The following is a 24,056-nucleotide window of genomic DNA, read 5'->3' as shown; positions in this document are numbered from 1 at the left end:
AGTTGTGGGCCTTTTTCATCGGGTACGTCGTCCGGGCAAGCAATCTCCGCTGCTCGGAGCACGGAATCCTGCGCCAATCCTGCGGCTTTCCTGAGGAAGTTCACCCTCCGACCAGAGGGTGAACGCACGTAAAGTACGGGGGGCCGCGTGATCTGTCACGCGGAGTCGCCAGAGCGAGGTCGGCCATGACGGACGTCTACGTGGGATCGGACGACTCGGCACGCAGTGATGCCGAGCTGATCCTTGACGTGCGCGGCGGAGACCTCGAGGCGTTCGGTGCGCTGTACGTGCGGCACGTGCCGGCGGCACGGGCCGTGGCCAGGCAGTACGTCCGCTCCGGGGCCGACGCGGACGACCTCGTGTCCGAGGCGTTCCACCGCGTGCTCTCCGTCCTGCAGCACGGCGGCGGACCCGACGCGACGTTCCGTGCCTACCTGCTGACGGTCGTGCGGCGGCTCGCGGCCGACCTCGCGCGCGGGGTGCGCCGCACCCGGCCCACCGCCGACGACGGCACCTTCGAGGCCGCGCTCGGCGTCGTGGACTCCACCGACGCCTCGACCTTCGAGGGCTTCGAGCACTCCGTGGTGAAGAACGCCTACCAGGCGCTGCCGGAGCGCTGGCAGGCGGTGCTCTGGTACACGGAGATCGAGGGCCGCGCGCCGGCGGAGGTGGCGCCGATCCTCGGGCTGACGCCCAACGGCGTCTCCGCCCTCGCCTACCGCGCCCGCGAGGGACTGCGGGTCGGCTACCTGCAGGAGCACCTGACGCACGCGCCCTCGGACGGGTGCCGCGCGGTGAACCCCCTCCTCGGCGCGTACGTGCGCGGGGGCCTCGCCCGGCGCGAGGTCGCCCGGGTCGACACGCACCTCGAGACCTGCGCCGAGTGCCGTGCTCTCGTGCTGGAGCTGGGGGACATCGCGCACGGCATGCGGTCCGTCGTCGCCCCGCTGATCGTGGGCCTCGCCGGGATGGCCGTGCTGGGCGCCCTGCCGATCGGCGGCTCGATCGGCGGTGCGCTCGTGGGCGCCGGGAGCGCCGTCGGAGGCGTGGGCGGTGCGGTCGGCGGGGGCGCCACGTCGGTCGGCACGTCGGTAGGCACGGTGGTCGGCAGCGCCACGGGCACGACGGTCGGCGCGGCGGGCACCGGGGGTGCGGCGGGCATCACCAACGGCGCTGCCGCGGCGAAGAGCGCCGCCGGCGGCACGGCCTCCGTGGCCGGGGCCGCCTCCGCCGGGGCCGCGACTGCCGGGGTCGCCACCGGGTCCGCCGCCACGGCGGCCACGGCGGCCGCCACGGCGGGCGCGACCGCTGCTACCGCGGCCACCGCAGGCACGGCGGTGGCCGCGGGGGCCGTCGTGGGCACCGCGGGCGTGGCGGCCGCGGCGAGCGCGGTCGCCGTCGCCACCGTGGGCGTCGTGACGGTGCTGAACGCCCTCAGCGCCAGCCATGAGCCGCCCGCCGCCGCCCCGCCCACCGCCGTGACGATCCCCGGCGACCAGTGGATGGTGCCGCTGGAGCCGCTGGACGACGCCAGCGTCGGGACCGGCGACGACGAGGGTCAGAACGACGGTGACGACGCCCCGCTCGATCCGGCGACCGACGCGACGGACCCCGCCAACGTGCTCGTGGTCAGCCCGTTCGCCGCGCAGGCGGACCTCGTCGTGTCGACGTCGGCCGACGCGCTCGAGCCGCGCGCGGTGCAGCCGCTCGTCCTCACCGTCAGCAACACGGGGTCGGCCACCGCCACGGAGGCCGTCGTCGAGGTGGCGCTGCCGGACGGCCTCGACCTGGCGCTCCCCGACGGCCCCTCCGGCGCCTCGATCGGCGCCACCTTCGACGGCGACGCGCTGTCCTGCACCCCGGCCGACGACGGCGCCCGCACCGCACGCTGCGTGCTCGGCACGATCGAGCCGGGCGGGTCCCGCACCGGCTCGGTGCCCGTGCGCGCGAACGCCGGCGGCAGCTACCCGGTCGGCGCGTCCGTCTGGGCCGACGGGCTCCAGCCCGAGGTCCTCACCCTGCCGGCCACGACCGTGCTGCACTACGGCGCGGAGCTCACGGCGGCCGCCGGCGAGGTCGTCGCCCTCTCGAACCCCGGCGCCGCGTGGGTGCCCGTGACGGTACGGAACACCGGCGACCAGGCCGCCACCGCCTGGTCGGTGCTTCTGACCGTCCCGGCCGGGCTCCGGCCCGTCGGGTCCGACGGGGACCTCACGTGCCTGCCCGGCGACGCGACGAGCGACGGGGGTGTCGTCTGGACGTGTGTCGCCACCGCGGACGCCGCCCCGCTGGCACCGGGGGAGCAGCGCTCGGTGCGGCTGCGGGTGGTCGCCGACGGCGCTGCCACGCCGGGCACCGTGTCCGTCTCGGCCAGCCCGCAGCTGCCCGGGTCCACGCACGCGCTCCCCGGCAGCGCCGCCGTCGCCGTCGCGCAGCCCTGGGCCGGCGCCGGCTCCGGCGCGCGGTCGGTCCAGGCCCGCTGCGCCACGGTCGGCGGGGTCTCCTCGGCGTCCGCCGTCGTCGAGGGCACGTACGTCAACCTCACGGACCAGACTCTCGCCCTGCGGCTCGACGCCGCCGGGAGCACCGCGACGACGGCGCAGCAGGTCCCGCCCGGGGAGTCCGTGACCGTGCAGGTGCCGGACGGCCTCCGGGTCCCGGCGGGCGGTGCCGTGTGGACGGTCGCGACGACGCTGGCCGGCGAGACCTATCGCACCAGCGTTCCGGCCGGGCCGCACGAGTCGGCCGAGTGCTACGCCCCGCGCTGGGACGTGGACACCTCCGCCACGACGACGAACGTCGACGGCCTCGTGCAGGTGCGCGGCACGCTGACGAACACCGGCGCCGAGCCGGTCCGCGCGGGGATGACCGCCGCCGGCATCAGCTCGGAGGAGAAGCGGCTCGCGGTGGGCGAGACGGCGACGTTCGTCGTGCAGACCGACCGCACGTCGGTCGCCGCCGGCGCCGCGTCGTTCCAGCTGCACCGCTGGGTGACCGACTCCGACGGCGACGAGCCGGCCCAGGCCGCGTCGCCCTCGGTCGCGCCGACCGCCCGGTACGCCGCCGCCTCGATCGCGCCGGCCGTGGCCGAGCGGGCGACGCTCACCGCGGACGAGTGCCGGTTCGACGTCTCGGCCGACACGTCACGGCGTACCGTGCGGATCTCGGTCGACAACTCCGGTTCCACGCTCCCGGTCCGGTTCGCCGTGGCGAACGCCTCCGCGGACGGGCGCGCGGTGGTGGTCGACGGCGGCGCGGCCGGCGTGCTCGAGGTGTCGGTCCCGTGGGACACCCGGACGCTGACCGTGACGGCGGACGGCCGCCGGCTCGGCGCGGTGGACGTGCCGGCGTTCGACGGGTGCGCCACCGCGGCGTGGCCGTCGGACACCGTCGACGTGAGCGTCGCGACGCGGTGCGTGGACGACCGGGCGCAGGCGGTCGTGAACGTCCGCAACCGCGGGTCGGTCGCGTGGGACGCGGGGCTGACGGACGCTGAGGCCAGGTCCGTCGCGGCCGGGTCCGGCACCACGCTCGTCGAGGACCTCGGCGGGCTGCAGGCGGACCGCGGCACCGTGCGGGTGCGCCTCAGCCGGCCCATCGAGGACCGCAACCCGTCGGTGGAGCGCACGTTCGACCACGACGCGGTGTCGTGCGTCGTCGTCGCCCCGCAGGCGGGGCTGGAGCCGGGCGACGTGCAGGTGGAGAAGCAGCGGTGGCGGTCGACGTCCACCCGGTCGGTGACGGTCGTGCTCGACAACACCGGGTCGTCGGTGCCGCAGGACTTCAGCGTGCGCGGCCCGCACGGGGTGTCGGTCGACGTCACCGTGCCCGCGCGCGAGAGCGTCCGCGCGGACGGCGGCACGGTCGTCGGGCGGCACGGGGCCACGTACACGGTGCGCGCGGGCGACTGGAGCACGGAGCTCGTCGTCGACCGCTTCACCGGCGTCGAGTGGTGCGCGGACCCGGCCCGCCGCGGCGGCGGGTACGAGGTCGGGGACGTGGCGTCGTGGCGCGGCGGGAACTACCGCTACACGGGCGCGCCAGCATGGACCGCAGGGGCCGTCGCACCGGTGATCGTCACGGACCAGGGACGCTGGTCGGGCGAGCGTGGGCCGCGCCGCTGGGAGCGGGTCGGCGACTGCGAGTACCTCTGAGCCGAGCGCTCCCCGGAGCGGGCCGCGGGCTCAGACGATGCCGTACAGGCGGTCGCCCGCGTCGCCGAGGCCGGGCACGATGTACTTCTGCTCGTTGAGCCGCTCGTCGACGGCCGCCACGACGATCTGCACGTCGACCCGGGAGCCGATCGCGTCCTCCAGGACCTTGAGGCCCTCGGGCGTGGCCAGCAGGCACACGGCGGTGACGTCGCGGGCGCCGCGCTCCAGCACGTAGTCGATCGCCGCGACCAGGGTGCCGCCGGTGGCGAGCATCGGGTCGAGCAGGAAGACCTGGCGGTCGGTGAGGTCCTCGGGCAGGCGGTTGGCGTACGTGACGGCCTCGAACGTCGTCTCGTCGCGCTGCAGGCCGAGGAAGCCGACCTCCGCCGTCGGGATCATGCGGGTCATGCCCTCGAGCATCCCGAGCCCGGCGCGCAGGATGGGGATGACGATCGGGCTCGGGTCGCTCAGCCGTACGCCCGTGGTCGTGGTGACCGGGGTGCGGATCTCCTTCGGCTCGGTGCGCACGTGCCGCGTCGCCTCGTAGGCGAGAAGGGTCACGAGCTCGTCGACGAGGAGGCGGAACGTCGCCGACGGAGTCTTCTCGTCACGGAGGACGGTGAGCTTGTGGTCCACCAGCGGGTGGTCGGCGACGTGCAGGCGCATGGGCCCACCGTACCCGGGGCCCGACGGCGCAGAGGGCCCGGCGGCTAGCCTGGCGGGGTGACGTCGGACTCCGCACCCCAGGGCCTCGCCCTGCCATGGTCGGACGGGGAGTTCCCGCCGCACACCGTCAGCCAGCGCCGGGCGGTGTGGGACGCGCTCATGGGGATGGCCCTGCACGAGGCGTCGCACGCGCTGGCCAGCGACGACGTCCCCGTGGGCGCTCTCGTCCTCGACGCCGACGGGCGGCTGGTCGGGACGGGGCGCAACCGCCGCGAGGAGACCGGCGACCCGACCGCGCACGCGGAGGTCCTCGCGCTGCGGCAGGCGGCCATGACGCGCGGCGAGTGGCGGCTCGAGGGCTGCACGCTGGTCGTCACGCTCGAGCCGTGCGTCATGTGCGCCGGCGCACTCGTCGCGGCGCGGGTGCGCCGCCTCGTGCTCGGCGCCTGGGACCCGAAGGCGGGCGCCACCGGCTCCGTCTGGGATCTGGTGCGCGACCAGCGCGCCAACCACTCCGTCGAGGTGGTCGGCGGCGTGCGTGAGGACGAGTGCGGGGGAATCCTGCGAGACTTCTTCGAGTCCCGACGCTGACGACGTCGCGCGGGCCGACGAGTCCCCACGACGACGGAGGTCACCAGGGCATGGACGCCACGAGCACGGCCACGGGTACGGGCACGGGCACGACGGACGGCGCGGCGGCGGCGCCCGCGCCGGCGGACTACGCGCGGCACAGCGCGTACTCCGACCCGGGCGGGCACGCGGCGCTCCTGGCCGAGCTTGACCCCGACCCGGCGGGCGTCGGCGCGGCCGCCCGCGCGACGATCGTGCACTACCGGGCGGGGAACCCGAGCCTGACCGACGAGCAGCGGTGCGACCCGGACGCGCGCTGGCTGTCCGCCCTCCTCGACGCCGCCGTCGGGCGCCGGCCCGGGCCGCTCGCGGCCCCGCGCCCCGTCGAGCAGCAGGTCGCCGGGTGCTGCCGCGACCACACCCTGTTCTCCGTGGGCGCGCTGCGCGAGCACGGCGTCCCGGCGCGGTCGCGCATCGGGTTCGCGGGGTACTTCGCGCCGCAGTTCTTCCACGACCACGTCGTCGTCGAGCACTGGGACGCCGCGGCCGCGCGGTGGGTGCGCTGGGACCCCGAGCTCGACGCCGCCGACGGCTGGGACTTCGACGTCCTCGACATGCCGACGGGTCCGGGGTCCCCGTTCCCGACGGCGGCCGAGGTGTGGCGGGCGATCCGGGCCGGCGACGTGGACCCGGGGTCCTACGGCGTGGACCCGGGCGTGCCGCAGCTGTGCGGGAAGGACTTCGTGCGGCGCTACGTGCTGCTCGAGGTGGCGCACCGGCTGCGCGACGAGGTGCTGCTGTGGGACTTCTGGGGCGCCGCCCCCGACCTGCCCGGCCTGCCAGAGCTGGTGGCCGCGACCCCGCCGGGCACCGTCCCGCTGGTCCCGCTCTCGCCGGACGCCGCGGACGCGCTCGCCGACGCGCTCGCGGCGCTGCTCGTCGCCGCGGACGCCGGGGACACCGCCGCCGAGGCGACGCTCGCCGCGCGCTGGGCCGGCGGGCTGGGCCCGCGCCGCCGGGTCGTGACCTACTCGCCGCAGCGCGACGGCCTGGGCCTCACGGACCTGCAGGAGCGCACCACCCGGTGGCTCGGCGGGCCGGGCACGCCGACCGACTGACGCGCCTCGGCGCCCGCGGCTACAGCGCCGCGACCCGGATGCCGAAGACGTCCCGCAGCGCGCGCCGGGCGGCGTGCCAGCCGCTCATGCCGTGCACGCCGGGCCCCGGCGGGGCGGACGCCGAGCACAGGTACACCCCGCCCGTGACGCGGTACGGGTCGGGGCGCAGGGTGGGCCGCGCGAGCATCTGCCACATCGTGGCCGCGCCGGCCGAGATGTCGCCGCCCACGTAGTTCTGGTTGTGCTCCGCCATCCGGGCGGCGGGGATGCTGCGCGCACCCACGACGACGTCGCGGAAGCCCGGCGCGAACCGCTCGACCTGCGCGGTCACGGTCTCCGTGACGTCGACGCCGGATCCCGCCGGCACGTGCGTGTACGCCCACAGGGGGCGCAGCTCGCCGCCGCCGGTCGTGACGCGGCGGGAGGCGTCCACGACCGTCGGGTCGCTGACCAGGCACACGGGGCGCTCGGCGTGGATCCCGGCGGCGACCTCGTTCTCGGCCCGAGCCGTCTCGGCGCGGGTGCCGCCCAGGTGCACGGTGCCCGCGCGACCGACCTCGGGGTCGGCCCAGGGCACGGGGCCCGAGAGCACGTAGTCGACCTTCGCGGCGGCGTTGCCGTACGCGAAGGCCTCGAGTGCGCGGCGCAGCGCGGGCGGCACGGCGGTGCCCAGCACGTCGAGCAGGGTCCGCGGCGTCGTGTCGAACAGGACGACGCGCGCGGCCGGCAGGTCGGCCGGCGTGCGCACCCGGTGGCGCGTGACGACCGTGCCGCCGTGGGCCTCCAGGTCCGCGACGAGCGCCGCCGTGATGGCTCCGGACCCGCCGCGCGGCACCGCCCACCCGCCGTCGAACCCGGGCGGCCGGGCGCCGGGGGTCGCGTGCCCCAGCGCCCCGAGCAGCAGCGACGTGCCCGCTCCGGACAGCGACGGCAGCGCCGTGATCGCGTGCGCGGCGATGCCGGACAGCATGGCGGGCGCCGCCTGCTCGGCGAAGCGGGCGTCCCAGGCGGGCGAGCCCTGCTCCGCGAGCCCGAGGCCGAACCGGGCCGCGGCGAGCGTCGCCCGCACGGGGGCCGCGCCGTCGAGCACGCCGGGCGGCACCGAGCGGCGGTCGCCCATCGCGACGGCGACCACCGCCTCCCACTGCTCGGCGAGCGGGCCGAGCAGCGCGCGCCACGCGGCGCCGTCCGCCCCGAGCCGCTCGGCCGTGCGGCCCAGGTCGCGGTAGGCGACGCCCGCCGGCCCGTCGTCGAGCGGCTGGGCGTACGACACCTCGGGCGTCAGCAGCTCGACGCCGTGCGCGGGCAGGTCGAACGCGCGGAAGAACGGCGACGCCCACGCCATCGGGTGCCCGGCCGAGCACAGGTCGTGCACGACGCCCGCCGGCAGGCCGGCGAACAGGTCGCCGTCCTCGCCCGGGGCGAGGGTGCGCGCCCCGCCGCCGACCGTCGCGTTCGCCTCCAGCACGGTGACGGACAGCCCGGCCCGCGCGAGCGTCACGGCGGCCGCGAGCCCGTTGGGGCCCGAGCCGACCACGATGGCATCGAGCATGTCCGCTCCCGTCCGCTCTCGTCGCCCGGAGGTCTCCCTCGATCCAACCACCGCTCCCGGCACGACGACGCCCGGGGAGCACGAGGGTGCTCGCCCGGGCGGTCGCCGGTGCGGTGGCGCGGCGTGGTCAGCGTCGCAGCGCGACCGACCGGCCGACGTCGGGGCCGGGCTCGGTCAGCAGGGCGGCCACCCGGTCCGCGACGTCGGGCGGGAACGGCGCCGACCGGCCGCCGGCGACGTGCAGCCCGAGGATCTCCTCGGTCGCCCGCAGGCGGCCCTCCACCCACAGCTCGTGCCACAGGTGCAGCGCCTTGCCCGTGGCGCCGACCACGCTCGAGCGCACCTCGAGGTCGGCGCCGGCGGGCACCTCCTGCAGGTACCGGACGTGCGCCTCGACCGTGTACAGCGAGGCGTCGTGCTGCCCGCGGTAGTCGGGGCCGAGGCCCACGTGGTCCATCACCGCGTCGGTGGCGTGCCCGAGGACGAGGACGTAGTACGCCTCGCTGAGGTGGCCGTTGTAGTCGATCCACTCGTCGCGGACCGGCTCGCGCCAGGGCGGGAGGACGGCGGGGGCGGCGCTCACGCGCGGCCCGTGGCCCGCAGCAGGGCGACCACCTGGCGGTCGCGCTCGGCGACGAGGTCGTCCACCGTGCGGCCGTCGGCCTCGTCCTCGCACCCGTCGACGACGGCGTCCCGCAGCTCGGGCGTGAGCTCGGGGGCGTCGAGCCGCGTCCACGGCGAGAGCAGCGACGGCCCGAAGTGGTCCAGCATGTGCGCCATGCCGCCCTGCCCGCCCGCCAGGTGGAACGTGAGCATCGGCCCCTGGAACGGCCACCGGAGCCCGGGGCCGTCCGTGATGGAGCGGTCGATCTGCTCGACGGTCGCCTCGCCGGCGTCCACCATGTGCAGGGCCTCGCGCCACAGCGCCTCCTGCAGGCGGTTGGCGATGAACCCCGGGACCTCGCGGTCCATGGTGATGACCGACTTGCCCGCGGCGGTGAGGAACTCCGAGGCCCAGCGGACGGCGTCGTCGTCGGTGCGCTCGCCGCCGACGACCTCGACCAGCGGCACGAGGTACGGCGGGTTGAACGGGTGCCCGACGACGGTCCGCTCGGGACGGGCGCAGGTGGTCTGCATGTCGGTCATCGGGTAGCCGGACGTGGAGGACGAGATCACCACGTGGTCCGCGGTGGCCGCGTCGATGTCGGCGAGCAGCGCGCGCTTGAGCTCGAGGTCCTCCGGCGCGCTCTCCTGCACGAAGTCGGTGCCCTCGACGGCCTCGGCCAGCGTGGCGCAGAAGGTGAGGTTCGCCCGGTCGGCGCCGTCCGCGAGGCCGAGCTCCGTGAGCGCGGGCCACGCCGCGTCCACGAGGTGGCGCAGCCTGGTCTCGGCGCCGGGAGCGGGGTCCCAGGCGCGGACGTCGTACCCGCGGGCGAGGAAGTAGGCCGCCCAGCCGCCGCCGATGACGCCGGCGCCGACGCAGGTGACGGTGCGGACCTGGTCCGGTGCGGTGCGGACGGGTGCGGTGCGGGCGCTCATCGGGCACCCCCCAGCTGCAGGATCTCGCGGGCGTCGTCCGGGGTGGCGACGGTGGCTCCCATCGCCTCGATGATGGTCCGGGCCCGGGTGACGAGCTGCGCGTTCGTGGCCTTGACCCCCTTGCTCAGGTACAGGTTGTCCTCGAGGCCCACGCGCACGTGGCCGCCCAGCAGCACCGACTGCGCCACCCAGGGCAGCTGCATGCGGCCCAGCGCGAACGACGACCACACCGCGCCCTCGGGGAGCTGGTCGACCAGCGTCGCGAGCAGCCGCGGATCGGCGGGCATGCCGTAGGGGACGTCCATGCAGAGCTGGAACATCGCGGGGGCGTCGATCAGGCCCTCGGCGACCAGCTTCTTGGCGAACACGAGCTGGCCGGTGTCGAAGATCTCCATCTCGACGCGGGTGCCGAGCTCCTGGATGCGGCGGGCGCCGTCGCGCAGGATGTCGGGCGTGCTGACGTAGACCAGGCTGCCCTCGCCGAAGTTGAGGCTGCCGCAGTCCAGGGTGCAGATGTCCGGCTTCACGGTGCCGACGTGCTTGAGCCGCTCGACGCCGTTCACCAGGTCGGTGCCCGGCAGGATCGTGGTGGGCTCCTTCGGGTCGAGGTACAGGTCCCCGCCCATGCCGGCGGTCGTGTTCACGACGACGTCGACGTCGGAGGCGCGGATCAGCTCCACGGCCTCGAGGTAGAGCTCGGTCTCGCGCGAGGGCGCGCCGGTCCGGGGGTCGCGCACGTGGACGTGCACGATGGCGGCCCCGGCGCGTGCGGCGTCGATGCCCGCCTGGGCGATCTGCTCCGGGGTGACGGGCACGTGCTCCGAGCGGCCGACGGTGTCGCCGGCGCCGGTGAGCGCGCAGGTGATGATGACGTTGCGGTTCATGGTGTCCTCTCGGGGGTCTTCGGGGACGGGACGTTCGGGTGGTCGGTCGGCGGGGCGGCCGGTGATCAGGGCCGGGTGCCGGGCACGGCGGCGGCGATCGCCTGCAGCCCCAGGTAGCTGAGGTCGCGGTAGTGCCGGTCCTCCCACGCGTCGGCGTAGGGCCACAGGGAGGTCTTGACCACGACGACGTCGCGGTCGCGGTCCACCAGGGTGAACTGGCCGTGGCTGCCGTCGGCGACGAGGGTGCGGCCGGCGGCGTCCAGCGGCCACCAGTGCCAGGAGTACCCGGCGTGGGTGGTGTAGGCGCTGGGCAGGCGGCCCGGCGCGAGGAACGGGTACGGGGGGACGCCGTCGGCGGCCACCCACTCCTCGGCGAGGAGCCGGGGGCCGTCGGGGGTGCCGCCCACCCGCCCGTCGAGCGCGAGCAGGCCTACGCGGGCCCAGTCGCGCGTGGTGGCGGCGACGCCGCCACCGGCCATGGCGACGCCGTCGCCGTCGATGCCGACGACGGCCTCCTCGGCGCAGCCCAGGTCCGCCCAGAGGCGGGCCACGGCGTCGGCGAACGGCTCGCCGGTGGCGCGCTCGCGGACCCAGTCGAGCACCTGCGAGTCCGCGGTGCAGTACTCCCACTGGGTGCCCGGCCGGTGCTTCGGGCGCGTCTGCGCGAGCAGCGTCCGGGTGCTGCCGCCGGTGCGGAACGCGCCGACGAGCCGGGCGGCGGGGCCGGCGGGGTCGCGGTGGTCCTCCACCCAGTCGAGCCCGGTCGTCATGGTGATCACGTCCGTGACGGTGCACCCCGCGTAGCCGGACCCGGCCAGCTCGGGCACGTGGTCGACCACCGGGTCGGAGAGGCGCAGGCGGCCCTCGGTGACGGCGCGGCCCACCAGCGTGGCGAGCAGGGACTTGGTCATGGAGGCGCCGAGGAACTTCGTCCCCGGCCCGAGCCCGCCGGCGTACCACTCGTGCACCACCTCGCCGCGGTCCAGCACGAGCAGGCTGGTCGCGTACGTCTCCGCACGCCACCGGTCCAGGTCGGCGAGGTGGCCGGCCCCGGCCACCTCGACCTCGAGGCGGCGGTGCGCCTCGGGCAGGGTCGTGGGCCGCGGCGCCGGCACCCGCACGTGGGGCATGACGGGGGAGGCCCCGCCCGCCAGGTGGGGGTCGATGAACCGCAGCGCCTCGATGCCGGTGGTGTCCGGGCGCGGTGCGGCGTCGCCGTCCGCGATGCTCTGGGTCAAGGGGTCGTCCTCTCAGTCGATGCGCGGCGTGTTGGCCAGCAGGGTCCGCGTGTAGTCCTGCTGCGGGTGCTCCATGACCTCCGCGACGGGCCCCGACTCCACGAGCCGGCCCTCGGAGAGGATGTCGACCCGGGTGGCGATGGAGCGCACGAGCGCGAGGTTGTGCGTGACGAAGAGCATGGCGATGCCCCGCTGCGTGCGGAGCCGTTCCAGCAGCTCGACGATCGAGCCCTGCACGGAGACGTCCAGCGCGGAGGTGATCTCGTCGCAGACGAGCACGTCCGGCTGGGCCGCCAGGGCCCGGGCGATGGCGACGCGCTGGCGCTCGCCGCCGGACAGCCGGTCGGTGCGCAGCCCGAGCACCGACGGGCCGAGCGCGACGGCGTCGAGCAGCTCGACCGCGCGGTCCGTGGCCTGCTTCCCGCGGGCGAGCCCGAACAGCTCCATCGGACGGCGCACGATCTGCCCGACGGTCTGCCGCGGGTTCAGGGACAGGTACGGGTTCTGGAAGATGTACTGGACACGCTTGCGGTCCTCGGCGCTGCGGCGGCGCGTGGAGCGGGCCAGCTCGCGGCCGTCCAGCTCGATCCGGCCGGACCACTGGCGGTGCAGACCGCCGACGCTGCGGGAGATCGTCGTCTTGCCGCTGCCGGACTCGCCGACCAGCGCGACGCACTCGCCGCGGGCGAGGTCGAACGAGACGTCGTGCACCACCTGCGTGCGGCCGTACGAGACGTCGAGGCCCGTCACGGACAGCACGACGTCGCGCGCGGCGTCGTCCGGCACGGCGTCGGGCACCCGGCCGAGGTCGATGTCCCAGGCGCCGAGCGCGTCGGTGCGCAGGCACCGGGCCCAGTGCTCGTCGCCCACGTCGACGGGCTCGGGGGTCGTGGTCGCGCAGGCGTCGGTCGCGAACCGGCACCGGTCGTGGAACCGGCACCCGCCGGGCCGCCGGCCCGGCTGGGGCGTGCGGCCGGGGATGCCGCTGAGGGCGCGGGCCTGGCCGACGTGCGGGATCGCGTCCAGCAGCGCCCGCGTGTACGGGTGGGTGGGGCGCGAGAAGAGCTGCTCCCGGGGCCCGAGCTCCACGATCTGCCCGGCGTACACGACGGCCACGCGGTCGGCGATGTTGCCGACCACCGCCAGGTCGTGCGTGACGTACAGGGCGGCGACGTCGTGCGCCTCGCAGAGACGCGCCATGGTCTCGAGCACCAGGGTCTGGGTGGTGACGTCCAGGCCGGTCGTGGGCTCGTCGAGCACGAGCACCTGGGGCCGCGGCAGGAACGCCATCGCGAGGGCGACGCGCTGCACCTGCCCGCCCGAGAGCTGGTGCGGGTACCGGGCGAGGAACGCGTCGTCGTCGGGCAGGCCCACCTCGGCCAGCCCGGCGCGGGCGCGCTCCAGTCGCCCGGCGGGGGTGTCGATGCCGCGCAGCTCGAGCAGCTCCACGATCTGCCGCCCGATGCGGATGCTCGGGTTGAGGGCCGAGGCCGGGTCCTGCGGCATGTACGCGACGTGCTCGCCGCGCAGCATCCGCACCTCGTCCTCGGGCATGGTGAGCACGTCGTGACCGTCCACGTCCACCGTGCCGGCGTCGAGGACGGCGCCGGTGCGGGCGTGGCCGAGGATCGCGGTGCCGATGGTCGTCTTGCCGGAGCCGGACTCGCCCACCAGGCCCACGACCTCGCCGGGCCGCAGGGTCAGGTCGATCCCGTCGACGACGTCCACGCCGCTGCTGGTGAGCGCGACCCGCAGGCCGCGCACGGTGCAGACCGCGGGCGGGGCGTCGAGGTCGCCGGGTGCCGTGGTGGTCGTGGTCATCGGTCGCCTCCCTTCGAGGTGAGCTGGGAGATCCCGTCGGCCATGAGGTTCGTGCCGATCGCGAAGACGCCGATCATGATCACGGGCGCCAGCACCCCCCAGGGCTGGACCAGCAGGGCCAGGCGGTTCTCGTTGATCATCTGTCCCCAGTCGGCGGCGCCGGGGTTCGTGGAGAAGCCCAGGAACGCGATGCCGGCGACCATGCCGATGGAGTAGGTCAGGCGGAGGCCGGCCTCCGCCAGCAGCGGCCCGCTCATGTTGGGCAGCACCTCGCGCACCACGATGCGCAGCCGGCTCTCGCCGAGGGCCTCCGCGGAGGTGACGAAGTCGCGCCGGGTCAGGCCGAGCGCGACGCCGCGGGCCACCCGGGCGACGCGGGGCGCGTGCGAGATCCCGACCAGCAGGACGACCATCCACGACGTCGGCTCCGCGACGGTGGACAGCACCAGCAGGGTGAGCAGGATCTGGGGGAAGGCGAGCACGGCGTCGTTGAGCCGCATCACGACCTCGTCGAACCACCCGCCGAGGTACGCCGCGAGCACCCCGACGAGCACCCCCAGCACCAGGCCGACGACCGTGGCGAGGAGGGCGACCACCAGGACCGAGCGGCCGCCGTACAGGAGCCGGGAGAGCACGTCCTGGCCGATGTAGTCGGTGCCGAGGAACCCCGTGCCGCTGTACGGGTCGCCGGTGATCTCGTTCTCGCCGAAGGGCGCGACCCACGGGCCGGCCAGGGCGACCAGCACCACGAGGGCGGTGATCACCACGCCGACCGTCAGCCGCGAGCTGCGCGCCCGGCGGGGGGCGGTCTCCGTCGCGGGAGCGGCCGTCGTCGTGGCGGTGCTGAGCTGGACGCTGCTCATGAGCTGATCGCCGTCCTCTCGCGGGGCGTGCACAGGATGGACAGGGCGTCGGCGACCAGGTTCACGACGACGTAGACGGCGGCGACGATCATCGCGAGGGCCTGCACCATCGGGACGTCGCTGTTGCGGACGCTGTCGACGAGGCTGGCGCCCATGCCGGGGTAGGAGAACAGGTACTCGACGAGCACGATCCCGCTGGCCAGCCAGGCGAGCTGGAGCGCCACGACCTGGATGCCGGGCACGACGGCGTTGCGCAGCGCGTGCCGGCGCAGCACCACCCGCTCGGGGACGCCCTTGAGGCGCGCGAGCTCGACGTAGTCGCTGTCGAGCACCTCGAGCAGGGCCGAGCGCATGATCCGGATGACGTACGGGGCGACCACCAGCACGAGGGTCGCCACCGGCAGGATCATCGAGGCCGGCTGGGTCCACGGTGCCTCGCCGCCGGCGCTGATCGTGACCGCGGGCAGGGCGTGGAACACCACGGTGGAGAAGATCGCGACCAGCACGATGCCCACCACGAACTCGGGCAGGCCGGCGAGGGTCAGCACCACGAGCTGGATCCCGTGGTCGAGCTTGCGGCCGCGGTGGCGGGCGCTCAGCAGCGCGACGCCGAAGGCGACCGGGATGATGACGACCGCGGCGATCAGGACCAGGACGGCGCTGTTCACGACGCGGTCGCCGATCAGCTCGCCGACCGGGAGGCCGTTCGCGACCGACGTGCCGGGGTCGCCCGTGAGGAGGCCGCCGAGCCAGTGCCAGTAGCGGTCCCACAGGGACTCGTCGAGGTGCAGCTGCTCCCGGATCTGCTGGGCGCGGCCGGGGCTGGTGGAGGCCTCCTTGCCGAGGATCGCCTTCACCGGGTCGCCCAGGGCGGCCGTGGCCAGGAAGACCAGCACGGAGACCAGCCAGAGGGTCAGCGCGGCCAGCCCGACGCGGCGGACCGTCCAGAGCGTCCAGGCGGTGACGGGGGAGCGGCGCCGGGCGCCTCCCGGGGCGGGCGCCGTCCGGCCGGCGGCCCCGGGGGACCCGGCGGACGGGCCGGCGGGCGCGGGTGTCTCGGTCGCGGTCATGTCAGGCCCCCTCGACGAACGACACGCGGTGGAACTTGTAACCACCGCTCGGCAGGTACCGGTCGGGCTCGAACCCCTGGACGAGGTTGGAGTACCCGTCGACCTGCTTCTTGAATCCCCAGACGACGAGGCCGCCGCGCTCGTGCTCGATCTCCTGGCAGCGGTGCAGCAGCTCGCCGCGCTCGCGCTCGTCGACCGTGCGCGTCGCCTGCGCGAACAGCCCCTGGTACTCGTCGTCGTCGAAGTGGGTCTCGTTGTACGGCGAGCTCGGCAGGGCGCAGGCCGCGGCCTGCGGGATGTAGTTGCGGGTGACCCAGAAGTCCTGCGCGAACGGCCACTGGAGGTACTGCTCGCCGTAGAAGGTGTTGGGGTCCGCCTTGGTCAGGCGGACGTCGACGCCGGCCTGGCGCGCCTGGGAGACGAAGAGGTTCGCCGCCTCGACGCCGCCGGCGCCGACCGCGGTGCTGGTGACCAGCTCCACCTGGAGGTCCTCCTGCCCGGCCTGCTTGAGCAGCGACCGGGCCTTGTCGAGGTCCTGGTGACGCTGCGGCAGGTCGTCGGCGTAGGCCGGGTCGAAGGGCGCGTAGAGGTCGTTGCCGACGAAGCCGTAGCCGCCGAGCGCCTGGTCGATCATCTGCTGGCGGTCCACGACCAGCCGCAGGGCCTCGCGCACGCGGGCGTCCGAGAACGGCTCGGTGTCGACCCGCAGGGTGAAGGGGATCCAGGCACCGGTGTCGGAGACCAGTGCGGACGCGCCCTGCTCGCCGACCGCGTCGACCAGGTAGTTGGGCAGGTTGTCGACGCTCTGCACCTGGCCGGCCAGCAGCGCGTTCACCTTGGCCGCGTCGTCGGCGAAGTCGTAGATGACCAGCTCGTCGACCCAGGCGGCGTCGCCCCAGTAGTCGTCGAACCGCTGGAACCGGCTGAGCTGGCCGGGCGTGAAGGTGTCCGCGCGGAAGGCCCCGGTGCCGACGGGGTTCGCGGGGTCGAAGTCCGTCGGGATGATCCCGGCGGTGTACTCCGCGAGGAGCTGGTCGAACACCGAGTAGGGCTGCTTGAGGGCGAACCGGACGGTGTGCGCGTCGAGGGCCTTCGAGCTCTTGATGTCGAGGACGTCGGTCAGCGCGCCCGCGGCGCCCGTCTTCGGGTCGGCGATCCGCGCCATCGAGAACAGGACGTCGTCGGCGGTCATCGGCTTGCCGTGGTGGAACTGGACGTCGCGGCGCAGCTCGACCGTCCACGACGAGGCGTCGCGGTTGGGGGTCACGGCCGTGGCGAGCGCGGGGGCGAGCTGGTAGGCGGAGTCCCAGAAGAGCAACGGTTCGTACAGGTTGTTCACCCGGGCGATGTCGGGATTGGTCACGGGGAAGTGCGGGTCGAGCGAGTCCTTGAGGCCTCCGCCCGTCGCGCCGTGGCTGAGGGTGCCGCCGCGCGACCGTGGGGCTGAGGCGCCGGGCGCCTGCGGGACGGAGCCGCAGCCGGCGAGCGCCGTCGCGCTGACGGCCCCTGCTGCCGCGATCGCCGCCAGTCGGAGCACGTCGCGTCGCGACACCCCGTGACCACCCGGGCCGAGTCCGTTGTAGATTTGTCTCTCCTCGTTCGCATTGCGAGCACGTTGTTGAGCGATGCGAACATAAGTGCTCGGGTGGATCGAGTCAACCTGGCCTGGGGTGACAGGAAAGCGGCGGCAAAGGAGTCGGCAGGTGGATGAAGCGGTCATCAACGAGGGCGAGAGCGGGCGACGGAGCGGGCGGGTGCAGTCCGTGGACCGGGCCGTCGCGCTGCTGCGCGCGGTCGCCCGGTCGGGCGCTCCCGGGGACGCGACCGTCGCGGCGCTCGCCGTCCGTTGCGGGCTCAACCGCGCCACCGCGTGGCGGATCCTCACGACGCTCGAGGCCGAGGGGATGGTCGCCTGCGACCGGCGCACGGGCGAGTGGCAGATCGGGGTGGGGCTGGTCGAGCTCGCGGGCGCGGGCAGCGTCGAGACGGTGATCCGCTCCGCGCACCACGTGCTCGAGCGGCTGTGCCTGCAGACCGGGGAGACGGCGGCGCTCGCCGTGTTCCGGTCCGGCCGGCTGACCTACGTCGACGAGGTGGCGCCGACCTCGGTCGTCGCGGCGACCTGGCACGGGCGGGTGGTGCCGTTCCACGCGACGTCGACCGGCAAGGCGCTGCTCGCGTCGCTGCCCCCGGAGGCCGCCCGCAAGCTTCTCGTCGGGCGGCTCAAGCGGTACACGGACACGACCGTCACCGACCGGCAGGCGCTCGACGTCGAGCTGGAGGAGACGCGGCGCCGTGGCTACGGCGTGTGCCGCGGCGAGTTCGAGGCGTCGGCGTTCGGCGTCTCCGCGCCGGTGCTCGACTCCAACGGGCACCCGCTCGCGATCGTGAGCATCTGGGGTCCGGGGAACCGGCTCACCGAGGAGCGCTTCGAGGCGATCGGCGAGGTCGCCCGGGACGCCGCCGACACCGTCGCGCGGCCGAACGTGCGGCGGTAGCGGCGCCCCTCAGAGCCGCTCGGCCAGCGCGACGAGCGTCTCCGTCACGCCGTCGTCGACCTTCACCGTCGCGAGCGGGTCGCCGCGCGTCTCGCCGCGGTTGACGATGACGACGGGCTTGCCCGCCTTCGCCGCGTGCCGCACGAACCGCAGCCCGCTCATCACGGTGAGCGACGTGCCCGCCACGAGCAGCGCGTCGGCGCCGTCCACCAGGGCGAACGCGCGCTCCACCCGCTCGCGGGGCACGTTCTCGCCGAAGTACACGATCTCCGGCTTGAGCACCCCGCCGCAGAACTCGCACGGGGCCGGCACGAAGTGCCCGGTCTGCTCGATGACGGCGTCCGCGTCCGGCGCGGTCTCGATGTCCGCGACGGTCGCCCCGTCGGCGAGCACCGACTCGACGAAGCCGGGGTTGAGGGCGTCGAGCCGCTCCGCCAGGTGGGCGCGGCTGATGACGCGGCCGCACTGCAGGCAGATCACCCGGTCGTAGCGGCCGTGCAGGTCGATGACGTGCCGCGACCCCGCGTCCTCGTGCAGCAGGTCGACGTTCTGCGTGATGACGCCGCGCACCAGGCCGCGGTCCTCCAGCGTCGCGAGTGCACGGTGCCCGGCGTTCGGCTCCGTGCGGTGCACCACCTGCCAGCCCACGTGGTTGCGCGCCCAGTAGTGGCGGCGGAACGCCTCGTCCGCCACGAACTGCTGGTACGTCATCGGCGCGCGGGGCGGGGAGTCGGGGCTGCGGTAGTCCGGGATGCCCGAGTCCGTCGACACGCCCGCGCCCGTCAGCGCGGTGAGCGTGCGGCCCGTCAGGACGCGCACGGCGTCGTCCACCGTGCCGTGGTGCACCACCGCGTCCGGTGGGAGCTCCCACCGCCGGTCCTGGTACGTCGGGGCGAGCGGCCGGGGCACGGGTTGCACGCCTTCGAGCGTACGTCGCCGTACGGTCTGCCACCCGCCCCGCCAGGTAGTCCAGATCCCGCCGAGGTAGTTCACTTCTCCGCGAGGTAGTCCGAATCTCGCCGAGGTAGTGGACTGGACCACTACCTCGGCGAGATCTGAACTACCTCGGCGAGATCTGAACTACCTCGGCACGATCTGAACTACCTCGTGGTCAGCTCGCGGTCGTGTTCGAGGACGACTGGTCGGTCGAGCCGTCCTGGGTGCCCTGGCCCGGCCGGCCGCCGCCCATGCCGCCGCCCATGCCGCCGCCCATGCCGCCGCCCATGCCGCCGGCGGGGGCCTCACCCGCGGTGGCGGTGCCGACCTCAGTGCCGTCGGCGGTCAGGGTGTACGTGTCGCCGTCGGTGATCTCCGGGCCGGTGTAGACGACGGACTGCGCCGTCTTGGTGAGCATGATCGTGGCGACGGTGGTCCCGTCGGCGTCCACGACCGCCACCTCGGTCCCGGCCTCCAGCGTGGAGTCGGCGGTCAGCGCCACCCAGCCCTGCGTGGAGTCGTCGGCGAAGCCCTCGGCCATGCCCGACGACCCGACCGCGAGCACCGTGCCGCCCGAGACGGTGGTGCCGCCGGCGGAGTCGAGCGCCCCGTTGCCGCCGTTCGTCGGGCCCTCGACGACGACGTCGCCGCCGCTGACGACCGCGACGCCGTTGGAGTCCAGGCCGTCGCCCTCGGCGTCCACGTGCAGCGTGCCGCCCGTGATCGTCAGCGACGCGCCCTCCTGGACGGCGTCCATGCCGCCGCCGCCGCCGCCCTGCGGCATCTCGCCGTCCGCCGGGGGCTGGCCCTGGCCGTCCGCGGGCATCTCGCCGTCCGCCGGGGGCTCCGGCGCGGTGCCCTGCTGGTCGCCCGTGCCGGACGCCGAGTCGTCGGTCGTCGCGTCGTCGGACGCGGCGTCGGTGGCGGTGTCGTCCTCCGCCTCCTTGACAGTGGCGTTCAGACCGTCGTCGGTCGACGTGATGTCGACGTCGCCGCCCGAGAGGGCGATGGTCGCCGCCTCGATGCCCTCCTCGGAGCCGGTCACGGCGAGGGTGCCGTCGGTGATCGCGACGTCCGTGAAGCCCTGCACGCCGTCGGACGCGGCCTCGACCGTGACGTCGCCGCCGGTGAGCGCGACGTACCCGGCCGTGGCGTCGTCGTCGGCGTCGGACTTCAGCCCGTCGCCGCCGGCCTCCACGGAGATCGTGCCGCCGCTGACGACCAGGTAGTCCTTGCCGCGGATGGCGTCGTCCGCGGCGGTGACGGAGATGGTGCCGCTCGCGATGACGAGCCCGTCCTTGCCGGTGATGCCGTCGTTCGCGTTGCCGACGACGTCGAGCTTCCCGGCACCCGAGATCGCCAGGTCGGCGGTCGAGTACAGCGCGGCGTTGGCCGCGTTGTCGCTGGTGGCGTCCTGGTAGGTCTCGGCGTCCTCGAGCCGGTTGGTGGAGCCGTCGGCGAGCACGACGGACAACTGGTCGGCGTCCTGGACGTCGACGGCCGCGCCGGTGGAGCTGGTGACGTCCGCGCCGTCGAGCACGAGGCGCACGACGCCGTCGGCCGACGAGTCGACGACGACCTGGCCGTCGTCCAGCGTGCCGGAGAGCCGGTAGGTGCCGGGCTGGGTGATCGTGACGGTCGACCCGTCGACGGTGACTCCGTCGCCGGAGGCCGACGCCGTGTCGCCGTCGAGCGAGACCGCGACCTCGTCGGCCGTGTCCCAGGTCTCGTCGGCCAGGGCCGCGGTCTCCTCGGACGACAGGTTCTCGTCGAGGACGTCCTGCGCGGACCGGCCGGAGTTGTCGGTCGCGGAGATCTCGGCCGCAGTGGTGCCGGAGCCGTCGGTGGCCGCCGAGGTGGCGGAGCCGGCGTCGCACGCGGCGAGGGCGCCGACGGTGAGCGTGCCGGCGGCGGCGAACGCCAGGGTCCGGGTCCAGAGCGTGGTCGGGCGGGGGATGCGCATGGTGGGTCCTCGCAGGGGTGTGAGGTCGGTGGTGGTGGAGGTCAGGCGACGCTCAACCGCTCGCGCCGGAGGCGGCGCCAGGGGTGGTCGGGCAGGTCGGGTCGCAGGGTGGCGAGCCCGGTCGCGTACTTGGAGATGCGGTCGGGGCGGTGGCCGGCGCGCCACAGGGCGCGGTCGGCGGACGACGGCGCGGTGCCGGCCTTGGTCTCGACGACCACGAGGTCGCCGACGTCGGCCGTGCGGTCGTCGGGCAGATCGTGGTGGCCGGCGTGGCCGGCGAGCCGCCACTCCAGGCCGGTGTCGAGCGTCATGCGCGCGTCGGCCAGCAGCACGGTGGTGCGGCGGTAGGCGGAGCGCAGCACGGGGACGAGGTCCGACGACGGCGGCGCGTCGAGCCGGGCGGCGGCGAGCCGGTCGTCGACGAACTCCAGGCCCTCGCCGTCCAGCGGGGCGGCGAGCTCCCACGGGCAGCGCTCCTTGACGGTGACGCCGCGGGCTGCGCGCGTCTTGACCTCGAGGAACGTGGTGTTCCCCGTGTCGACGTAGGTGCGGGTGCGGACCTTGAACCGCCGCCGCCGGCGGCGCGCCGCCATCCGGAAGGTCAGCAGGTCGGCCGTGTCGTAGTAGGTGGAGGCGTAGGTGAACGCGCGGTCGCCGTCGATCTCCAGCACGCGGGGGCGGCCCTGGCCGGCGAGGGTCGTGAGCATCGCGGCGACCTCGGCGGTGGTGAGCACGTACTTGCGGTCCACGCGGGTCTGCAGGGCGGCGGTGGCGTCGAGCTCCTCGAGGGTGACGGCGTCGCATCCGGCCAGGCCGTGCGCGACGGCGGCCTCGGAGGTCGTGCCCAGGGTCGCCGCGGTCATCGGGTCGTCGCCATCGCGCGCTGCTGGGGCTCGGCGTGCACCGGCGCGGGCCGGGCGCCCTCGCGGGGGAGCTGGTAGCGGACCTCGACGCGCGTCGTGTCGTCCGCGAGGTCGAGCTCCTGCACGCTCACGGAGGTGACGCGGGCGCCGAGGAGGTGCTCGAGGCGGGCGGTGAGCTCGTCCTTGTCGGCGACGGCCTGGTCGAGGACGATCGTCTGGCTGGCGTGGCTGGACAGCAGCTTGGGGTGGTCCGCGACCGCCATGACCACCAGGATGAGCGCGGACCCGGCGAGGCCGAGCCAGCCGACCGAGGTGCCCAGGCCGCCGAGGAGGCCCAGCGCCAGCGCGGCGAAGTAGTACGCCACCTCGCGCTGCGACAGCTCGTCGGACCGCAGCCGGATGATCGACAGCACGCCGAAGAGCCCGAGCCCGAGGCCGGCGGCGACCGTGGTCGAGGCCAGCACCGCGGAGACGGCCAGCACCCCCACGTTGACGCCGAGGTACGCGACCACGAGGTCGCGGCGGCGGTGCCGGGGGAAGTAGAGGGCGAAGGTCAGGATCGACACGGCGACGAGGTCGACGGCGTACAGGGCTGCGGGAGGCATGCGGGCTCCGTGGTGGCGAGGACCGTTCACGGTCCGTTGGTGGGGACGTCACCTAGTGGACACCGTGAGGTCCGGCGACCACTGAGGGCAGCCTGTGCACCTGCTGCGAGCGGTGGGCGTCCGCTGGGAGCGCCGTCGCGCCCTGCGCCTGACCGCGCGTCGCAGCACGCGCGAGGACGCCCGCGTCCGGCAGCCGGGCGCGGGCGTCGTCGTCGGGGCGGTCAGCGCGGGTCGAGCTGCAGGTAGTCGAGGTTCCAGTTCTGGTACGCGTCCCCGGTCAGGCTGACCCGCACGGTGTGCGTGCCCCTCGTGAGGCGCTGCACGATCCCGCTGGCCTGGAGCTCCTGCTTGTTGTGGCTGGTCGTGGTGAGCACGGTCACGCGCTCGCTCTCGGCGCCGCCGTCGAACGACACCGTGTACGCGCCGGCGGGCGTGTACGGGGAGGAGACGCGCGCGGACAGCTCGTAGCGGCCGGTGCGCGGCACGTCGACCTCGTAGGTCAGCCACTCGCCGCCACGCATCCAGGAGACGCGCACGTTGCCGTCCGCGTCGCTGATGTCGACGTCGTCGCCGGGCCGCATGTCGAGGCCGCCGCGGTTGCCGCCGTCGACGTCGTGGTACGCGACGCCCTCGCCGCCCGGCGCGTAGTCCTCGGCCTGCACCCGCACGCTGCCGCGGGGGACCGGGTCGCCCTCACCGGTGCGGAGCCAGCGCTCGAGCTTCTCCACGTCGTCCGTCTGGATCATCGAGGCGTGGAACGTCGTGACGAGCGACTCCCAGCCGCGGCTCGGGTCGATCAGCGAGGCCTCGTCGGTGAGGTGGTCGGCCAGGCCGTCCCACATGGAGTTGATCCACACCCGGGACCCGCCGGCCAGCCGCGCGAGGAACGGCGCGCGGGCCACGGCGTCCTGCTCGGTGCCGAACACGACCTCGTAGCCCACGGGCTGGTCGTCGCCGAACTCGTCGAACGCGGCGAGGTTGTCGTCGCTGATCATGTGCACGTAGAGGGCGTCGGGGTGCGCCTCGCGGAACGTCTCGACCTCCGCGACCGGCGCGTCCGACTTGAACAGCCCGTTGCGGACGGTGCCCGTGTCGACCAGGACGTCCCAGATCTCCTCGCGCGCGGGCCAGCCCTTGTCGAGGTTGACGAGGCCGCGGTCGGCGGCGACCGCCATGGCCTCCGCGAGCGTCGGGATGCGCTCGTCCGTGAGGGCGGTCTGCGCGCCGCCGAGGTGCTCCTTCAGGCGGAGCTCGCGGATCTCCGCGAGCGTGAACGACGAGACCGTGCCCGTGCCGTCGGTGGTGCGGTCCACCGTCTCGTCGTGCATGAGGACGGGCACGCCGTCGGACGTGAGGCGCACGTCGAGCTCGACGACCTCCGCGCCGTCGTCGAACGCCGCCTCGATCGCGGGCAGCGAGTTCTCCGGGGCGTCGCGCCACTGGCCGCGGTGCGCCGCGGTGAGGATCTTCGCGTCGTCGCCGTGGTCCAGCAGGTCGCGGTACGCCCGCTCGGCGGCCGTCCTCCCGCCGTGGCCCTTGCCCCCGTGCGCGAGGGCGGGTGTGGTGGTGACGTTCGCGGTGACGTTCGTCGTGGCGGCGTCGGCGCCGCCGGTCGAGGTGGCGGCCGTCGTGCCGCCCACCGCCGCGGCGGCGGTGAGCGCGACGGCGAGGGCGGACGTGGCTGTGCGTCGAAGTCGTGGGGAGGCCATGCCGCGA

General features: G+C 74.9%; 19 protein-coding genes. 4 read left to right on the top strand and 15 right to left on the bottom strand.

Translation table 11 applies throughout. The features are described 5' to 3' along the window. Positions 1 to 185 precede the first annotated feature (185 nt). Positions 186 to 4,154 (top strand): sigma-70 family RNA polymerase sigma factor, encoded by a 3,969-nt coding sequence (locus ACQFYA_RS18565; RefSeq protein WP_499126611.1) that lies wholly within the window; start codon positions 186 to 188, stop codon positions 4,152 to 4,154. A 30-nt stretch (positions 4,155 to 4,184) separates the two neighbouring features. Here ACQFYA_RS18565 and upp read toward each other — a convergent pair whose 3' ends face one another. Then, on the bottom strand, positions 4,185 to 4,820 hold the full coding sequence (upp, locus tag ACQFYA_RS18560) for a uracil phosphoribosyltransferase (protein WP_499126609.1): 636 nt from the start codon (positions 4,818 to 4,820) through the stop codon (positions 4,185 to 4,187). A 159-nt stretch (positions 4,821 to 4,979) separates the two neighbouring features. Between upp and ACQFYA_RS18555 the strand changes: the two genes are divergently transcribed. Both ACQFYA_RS18555 and ACQFYA_RS18550 read left to right on the top strand, forming a co-directional pair. After that, the gene (locus tag ACQFYA_RS18555) at positions 4,980 to 5,411 is read left to right on the top strand and encodes a nucleoside deaminase (RefSeq protein ID WP_499127606.1); all 432 of its coding nucleotides are present in this window, start codon (positions 4,980 to 4,982) and stop codon (positions 5,409 to 5,411) included. Between the two features lie 50 nt (positions 5,412 to 5,461). Beyond that, positions 5,462 to 6,508 carry a transglutaminase-like domain-containing protein gene (locus tag ACQFYA_RS18550; RefSeq protein WP_499126607.1) on the top strand — a complete coding sequence of 349 codons (1,047 nt, stop codon included), beginning with the start codon at positions 5,462 to 5,464 and terminating at the stop codon, positions 6,506 to 6,508. Between the two features lie 19 nt (positions 6,509 to 6,527). On the opposite strand, the gene ACQFYA_RS18545 is transcribed toward ACQFYA_RS18550, so the two are convergent. The 9 genes from ACQFYA_RS18545 to ACQFYA_RS18505 all read right to left on the bottom strand — a co-directional run bounded on the left by ACQFYA_RS18545 (position 6,528) and on the right by ACQFYA_RS18505 (position 17,027). Continuing rightward, entirely contained in the window at positions 6,528 to 8,060 is a 1,533-nt protein-coding gene (locus ACQFYA_RS18545; protein ID WP_499126605.1) for a phytoene desaturase family protein, read from the bottom strand. Between the two features lie 127 nt (positions 8,061 to 8,187). Further along, on the bottom strand, positions 8,188 to 8,643 hold the full coding sequence (locus ACQFYA_RS18540) for a thioesterase family protein (RefSeq protein ID WP_499126603.1): 456 nt from the start codon (positions 8,641 to 8,643) through the stop codon (positions 8,188 to 8,190). Then, positions 8,640 to 9,599, bottom strand: coding sequence for a 3-hydroxyacyl-CoA dehydrogenase NAD-binding domain-containing protein (locus tag ACQFYA_RS18535; RefSeq protein WP_499126601.1), 960 nt, complete (start codon positions 9,597 to 9,599; stop codon positions 8,640 to 8,642). The genes ACQFYA_RS18540 and ACQFYA_RS18535 overlap by 4 nt, the downstream gene beginning before the upstream one ends. Beyond that, positions 9,596 to 10,483 carry a beta-keto acid cleavage family enzyme gene (locus ACQFYA_RS18530; protein ID WP_499126599.1) on the bottom strand — a complete coding sequence of 296 codons (888 nt, stop codon included), beginning with the start codon at positions 10,481 to 10,483 and terminating at the stop codon, positions 9,596 to 9,598. Before ACQFYA_RS18530 ends, ACQFYA_RS18535 begins: the two co-directional genes overlap by 4 nt. A gap of 65 nt (positions 10,484 to 10,548) precedes the next feature. Continuing rightward, positions 10,549 to 11,721 carry a serine hydrolase domain-containing protein gene (locus ACQFYA_RS18525; protein ID WP_499126596.1) on the bottom strand — a complete coding sequence of 391 codons (1,173 nt, stop codon included), beginning with the start codon at positions 11,719 to 11,721 and terminating at the stop codon, positions 10,549 to 10,551. Between the two features lie 12 nt (positions 11,722 to 11,733). Next, positions 11,734 to 13,542 (bottom strand): ABC transporter ATP-binding protein, encoded by a 1,809-nt coding sequence (locus tag ACQFYA_RS18520; protein WP_499126594.1) that lies wholly within the window; start codon positions 13,540 to 13,542, stop codon positions 11,734 to 11,736. Continuing rightward, on the bottom strand, positions 13,539 to 14,405 hold the full coding sequence (locus ACQFYA_RS18515) for an ABC transporter permease (protein WP_499126593.1): 867 nt from the start codon (positions 14,403 to 14,405) through the stop codon (positions 13,539 to 13,541). Before ACQFYA_RS18515 ends, ACQFYA_RS18520 begins: the two co-directional genes overlap by 4 nt. After that, complete coding sequence (locus ACQFYA_RS18510; protein ID WP_499126592.1) at positions 14,402 to 15,475, bottom strand: ABC transporter permease; 1,074 nt, start codon at positions 15,473 to 15,475, stop codon at positions 14,402 to 14,404. The genes ACQFYA_RS18515 and ACQFYA_RS18510 overlap by 4 nt, the downstream gene beginning before the upstream one ends. A 1-nt stretch (position 15,476) precedes the next feature. Beyond that, positions 15,477 to 17,027, bottom strand: a complete 1,551-nt coding sequence (locus tag ACQFYA_RS18505) for an ABC transporter substrate-binding protein (protein WP_499126590.1) — start codon at positions 17,025 to 17,027, stop codon at positions 15,477 to 15,479. 151 nt (positions 17,028 to 17,178) lie between these two features. Here ACQFYA_RS18505 and ACQFYA_RS18500 point away from each other — a divergent pair, with 151 nt between their 5' ends. Next, positions 17,179 to 17,973, top strand: a complete 795-nt coding sequence (locus ACQFYA_RS18500; protein ID WP_499126589.1) for an IclR family transcriptional regulator — start codon at positions 17,179 to 17,181, stop codon at positions 17,971 to 17,973. A 9-nt stretch (positions 17,974 to 17,982) separates the two neighbouring features. On the opposite strand, the gene ACQFYA_RS18495 is transcribed toward ACQFYA_RS18500, so the two are convergent. From ACQFYA_RS18495 to ACQFYA_RS18475, 5 genes are all read right to left on the bottom strand, one after another. Then, positions 17,983 to 18,891, bottom strand: coding sequence for a Sir2 family NAD-dependent protein deacetylase (locus ACQFYA_RS18495; RefSeq protein WP_499126586.1), 909 nt, complete (start codon positions 18,889 to 18,891; stop codon positions 17,983 to 17,985). A gap of 193 nt (positions 18,892 to 19,084) precedes the next feature. Continuing rightward, positions 19,085 to 20,872, bottom strand: a complete 1,788-nt coding sequence (locus ACQFYA_RS18490; RefSeq protein ID WP_499126584.1) for a carbohydrate-binding domain-containing protein — start codon at positions 20,870 to 20,872, stop codon at positions 19,085 to 19,087. A gap of 41 nt (positions 20,873 to 20,913) precedes the next feature. After that, complete coding sequence (locus tag ACQFYA_RS18485; RefSeq protein WP_499126583.1) at positions 20,914 to 21,735, bottom strand: polyphosphate polymerase domain-containing protein; 822 nt, start codon at positions 21,733 to 21,735, stop codon at positions 20,914 to 20,916. Further along, positions 21,732 to 22,340 carry a DUF4956 domain-containing protein gene (locus ACQFYA_RS18480; RefSeq protein ID WP_499126582.1) on the bottom strand — a complete coding sequence of 203 codons (609 nt, stop codon included), beginning with the start codon at positions 22,338 to 22,340 and terminating at the stop codon, positions 21,732 to 21,734. Before ACQFYA_RS18480 ends, ACQFYA_RS18485 begins: the two co-directional genes overlap by 4 nt. A 221-nt stretch (positions 22,341 to 22,561) precedes the next feature. Beyond that, the gene (locus ACQFYA_RS18475) at positions 22,562 to 24,049 is read right to left on the bottom strand and encodes a glycerophosphodiester phosphodiesterase family protein (protein ID WP_499126580.1); all 1,488 of its coding nucleotides are present in this window, start codon (positions 24,047 to 24,049) and stop codon (positions 22,562 to 22,564) included. Positions 24,050 to 24,056: the final 7 nt, after the last annotated feature.

The sequence above is a fragment of the Promicromonospora sp. Marseille-Q5078 genome (genome assembly GCF_050315395.1).
In the GTDB taxonomy this organism is placed as follows: domain Bacteria; phylum Actinomycetota; class Actinomycetes; order Actinomycetales; family Cellulomonadaceae; genus Isoptericola.
The sequence above is the reverse complement of the archived record's forward strand: the minus strand, read 5'-3'. Positions and strand labels throughout refer to the sequence as shown.

Bases quoted from the DNA above. Each gene is read 5' to 3' on its own strand.
- ACQFYA_RS18490 (WP_499126584.1), bottom strand. From the start codon at position 20,872: ATGCGCATCCCCCGCCCGACCACGCTCTGGACCCGGACCCTGGCGTTC.
- ACQFYA_RS18555 (WP_499127606.1), top strand. From the start codon at position 4,980: ATGGGGATGGCCCTGCACGAGGCGTCGCACGCGCTGGCCAGCGACGAC.
- ACQFYA_RS18480 (WP_499126582.1), bottom strand. From the start codon at position 22,340: ATGCCTCCCGCAGCCCTGTACGCCGTCGACCTCGTCGCCGTGTCGATC.
- ACQFYA_RS18550 (WP_499126607.1), top strand. From the start codon at position 5,462: ATGGACGCCACGAGCACGGCCACGGGTACGGGCACGGGCACGACGGAC.
- ACQFYA_RS18530 (WP_499126599.1), bottom strand. From the start codon at position 10,483: ATGAACCGCAACGTCATCATCACCTGCGCGCTCACCGGCGCCGGCGAC.
- ACQFYA_RS18535 (WP_499126601.1), bottom strand. From the start codon at position 9,599: ATGAGCGCCCGCACCGCACCCGTCCGCACCGCACCGGACCAGGTCCGC.
- ACQFYA_RS18510 (WP_499126592.1), bottom strand. From the start codon at position 15,475: ATGACCGCGACCGAGACACCCGCGCCCGCCGGCCCGTCCGCCGGGTCC.
- ACQFYA_RS18475 (WP_499126580.1), bottom strand. From the start codon at position 24,049: ATGGCCTCCCCACGACTTCGACGCACAGCCACGTCCGCCCTCGCCGTC.
- upp (WP_499126609.1), bottom strand. From the start codon at position 4,820: ATGCGCCTGCACGTCGCCGACCACCCGCTGGTGGACCACAAGCTCACC.
- ACQFYA_RS18520 (WP_499126594.1), bottom strand. From the start codon at position 13,542: ATGACCACGACCACCACGGCACCCGGCGACCTCGACGCCCCGCCCGCG.
- ACQFYA_RS18515 (WP_499126593.1), bottom strand. From the start codon at position 14,405: ATGAGCAGCGTCCAGCTCAGCACCGCCACGACGACGGCCGCTCCCGCG.
- ACQFYA_RS18565 (WP_499126611.1), top strand. From the start codon at position 186: ATGACGGACGTCTACGTGGGATCGGACGACTCGGCACGCAGTGATGCC.
- ACQFYA_RS18545 (WP_499126605.1), bottom strand. From the start codon at position 8,060: ATGCTCGATGCCATCGTGGTCGGCTCGGGCCCCAACGGGCTCGCGGCC.
- ACQFYA_RS18485 (WP_499126583.1), bottom strand. From the start codon at position 21,735: ATGACCGCGGCGACCCTGGGCACGACCTCCGAGGCCGCCGTCGCGCAC.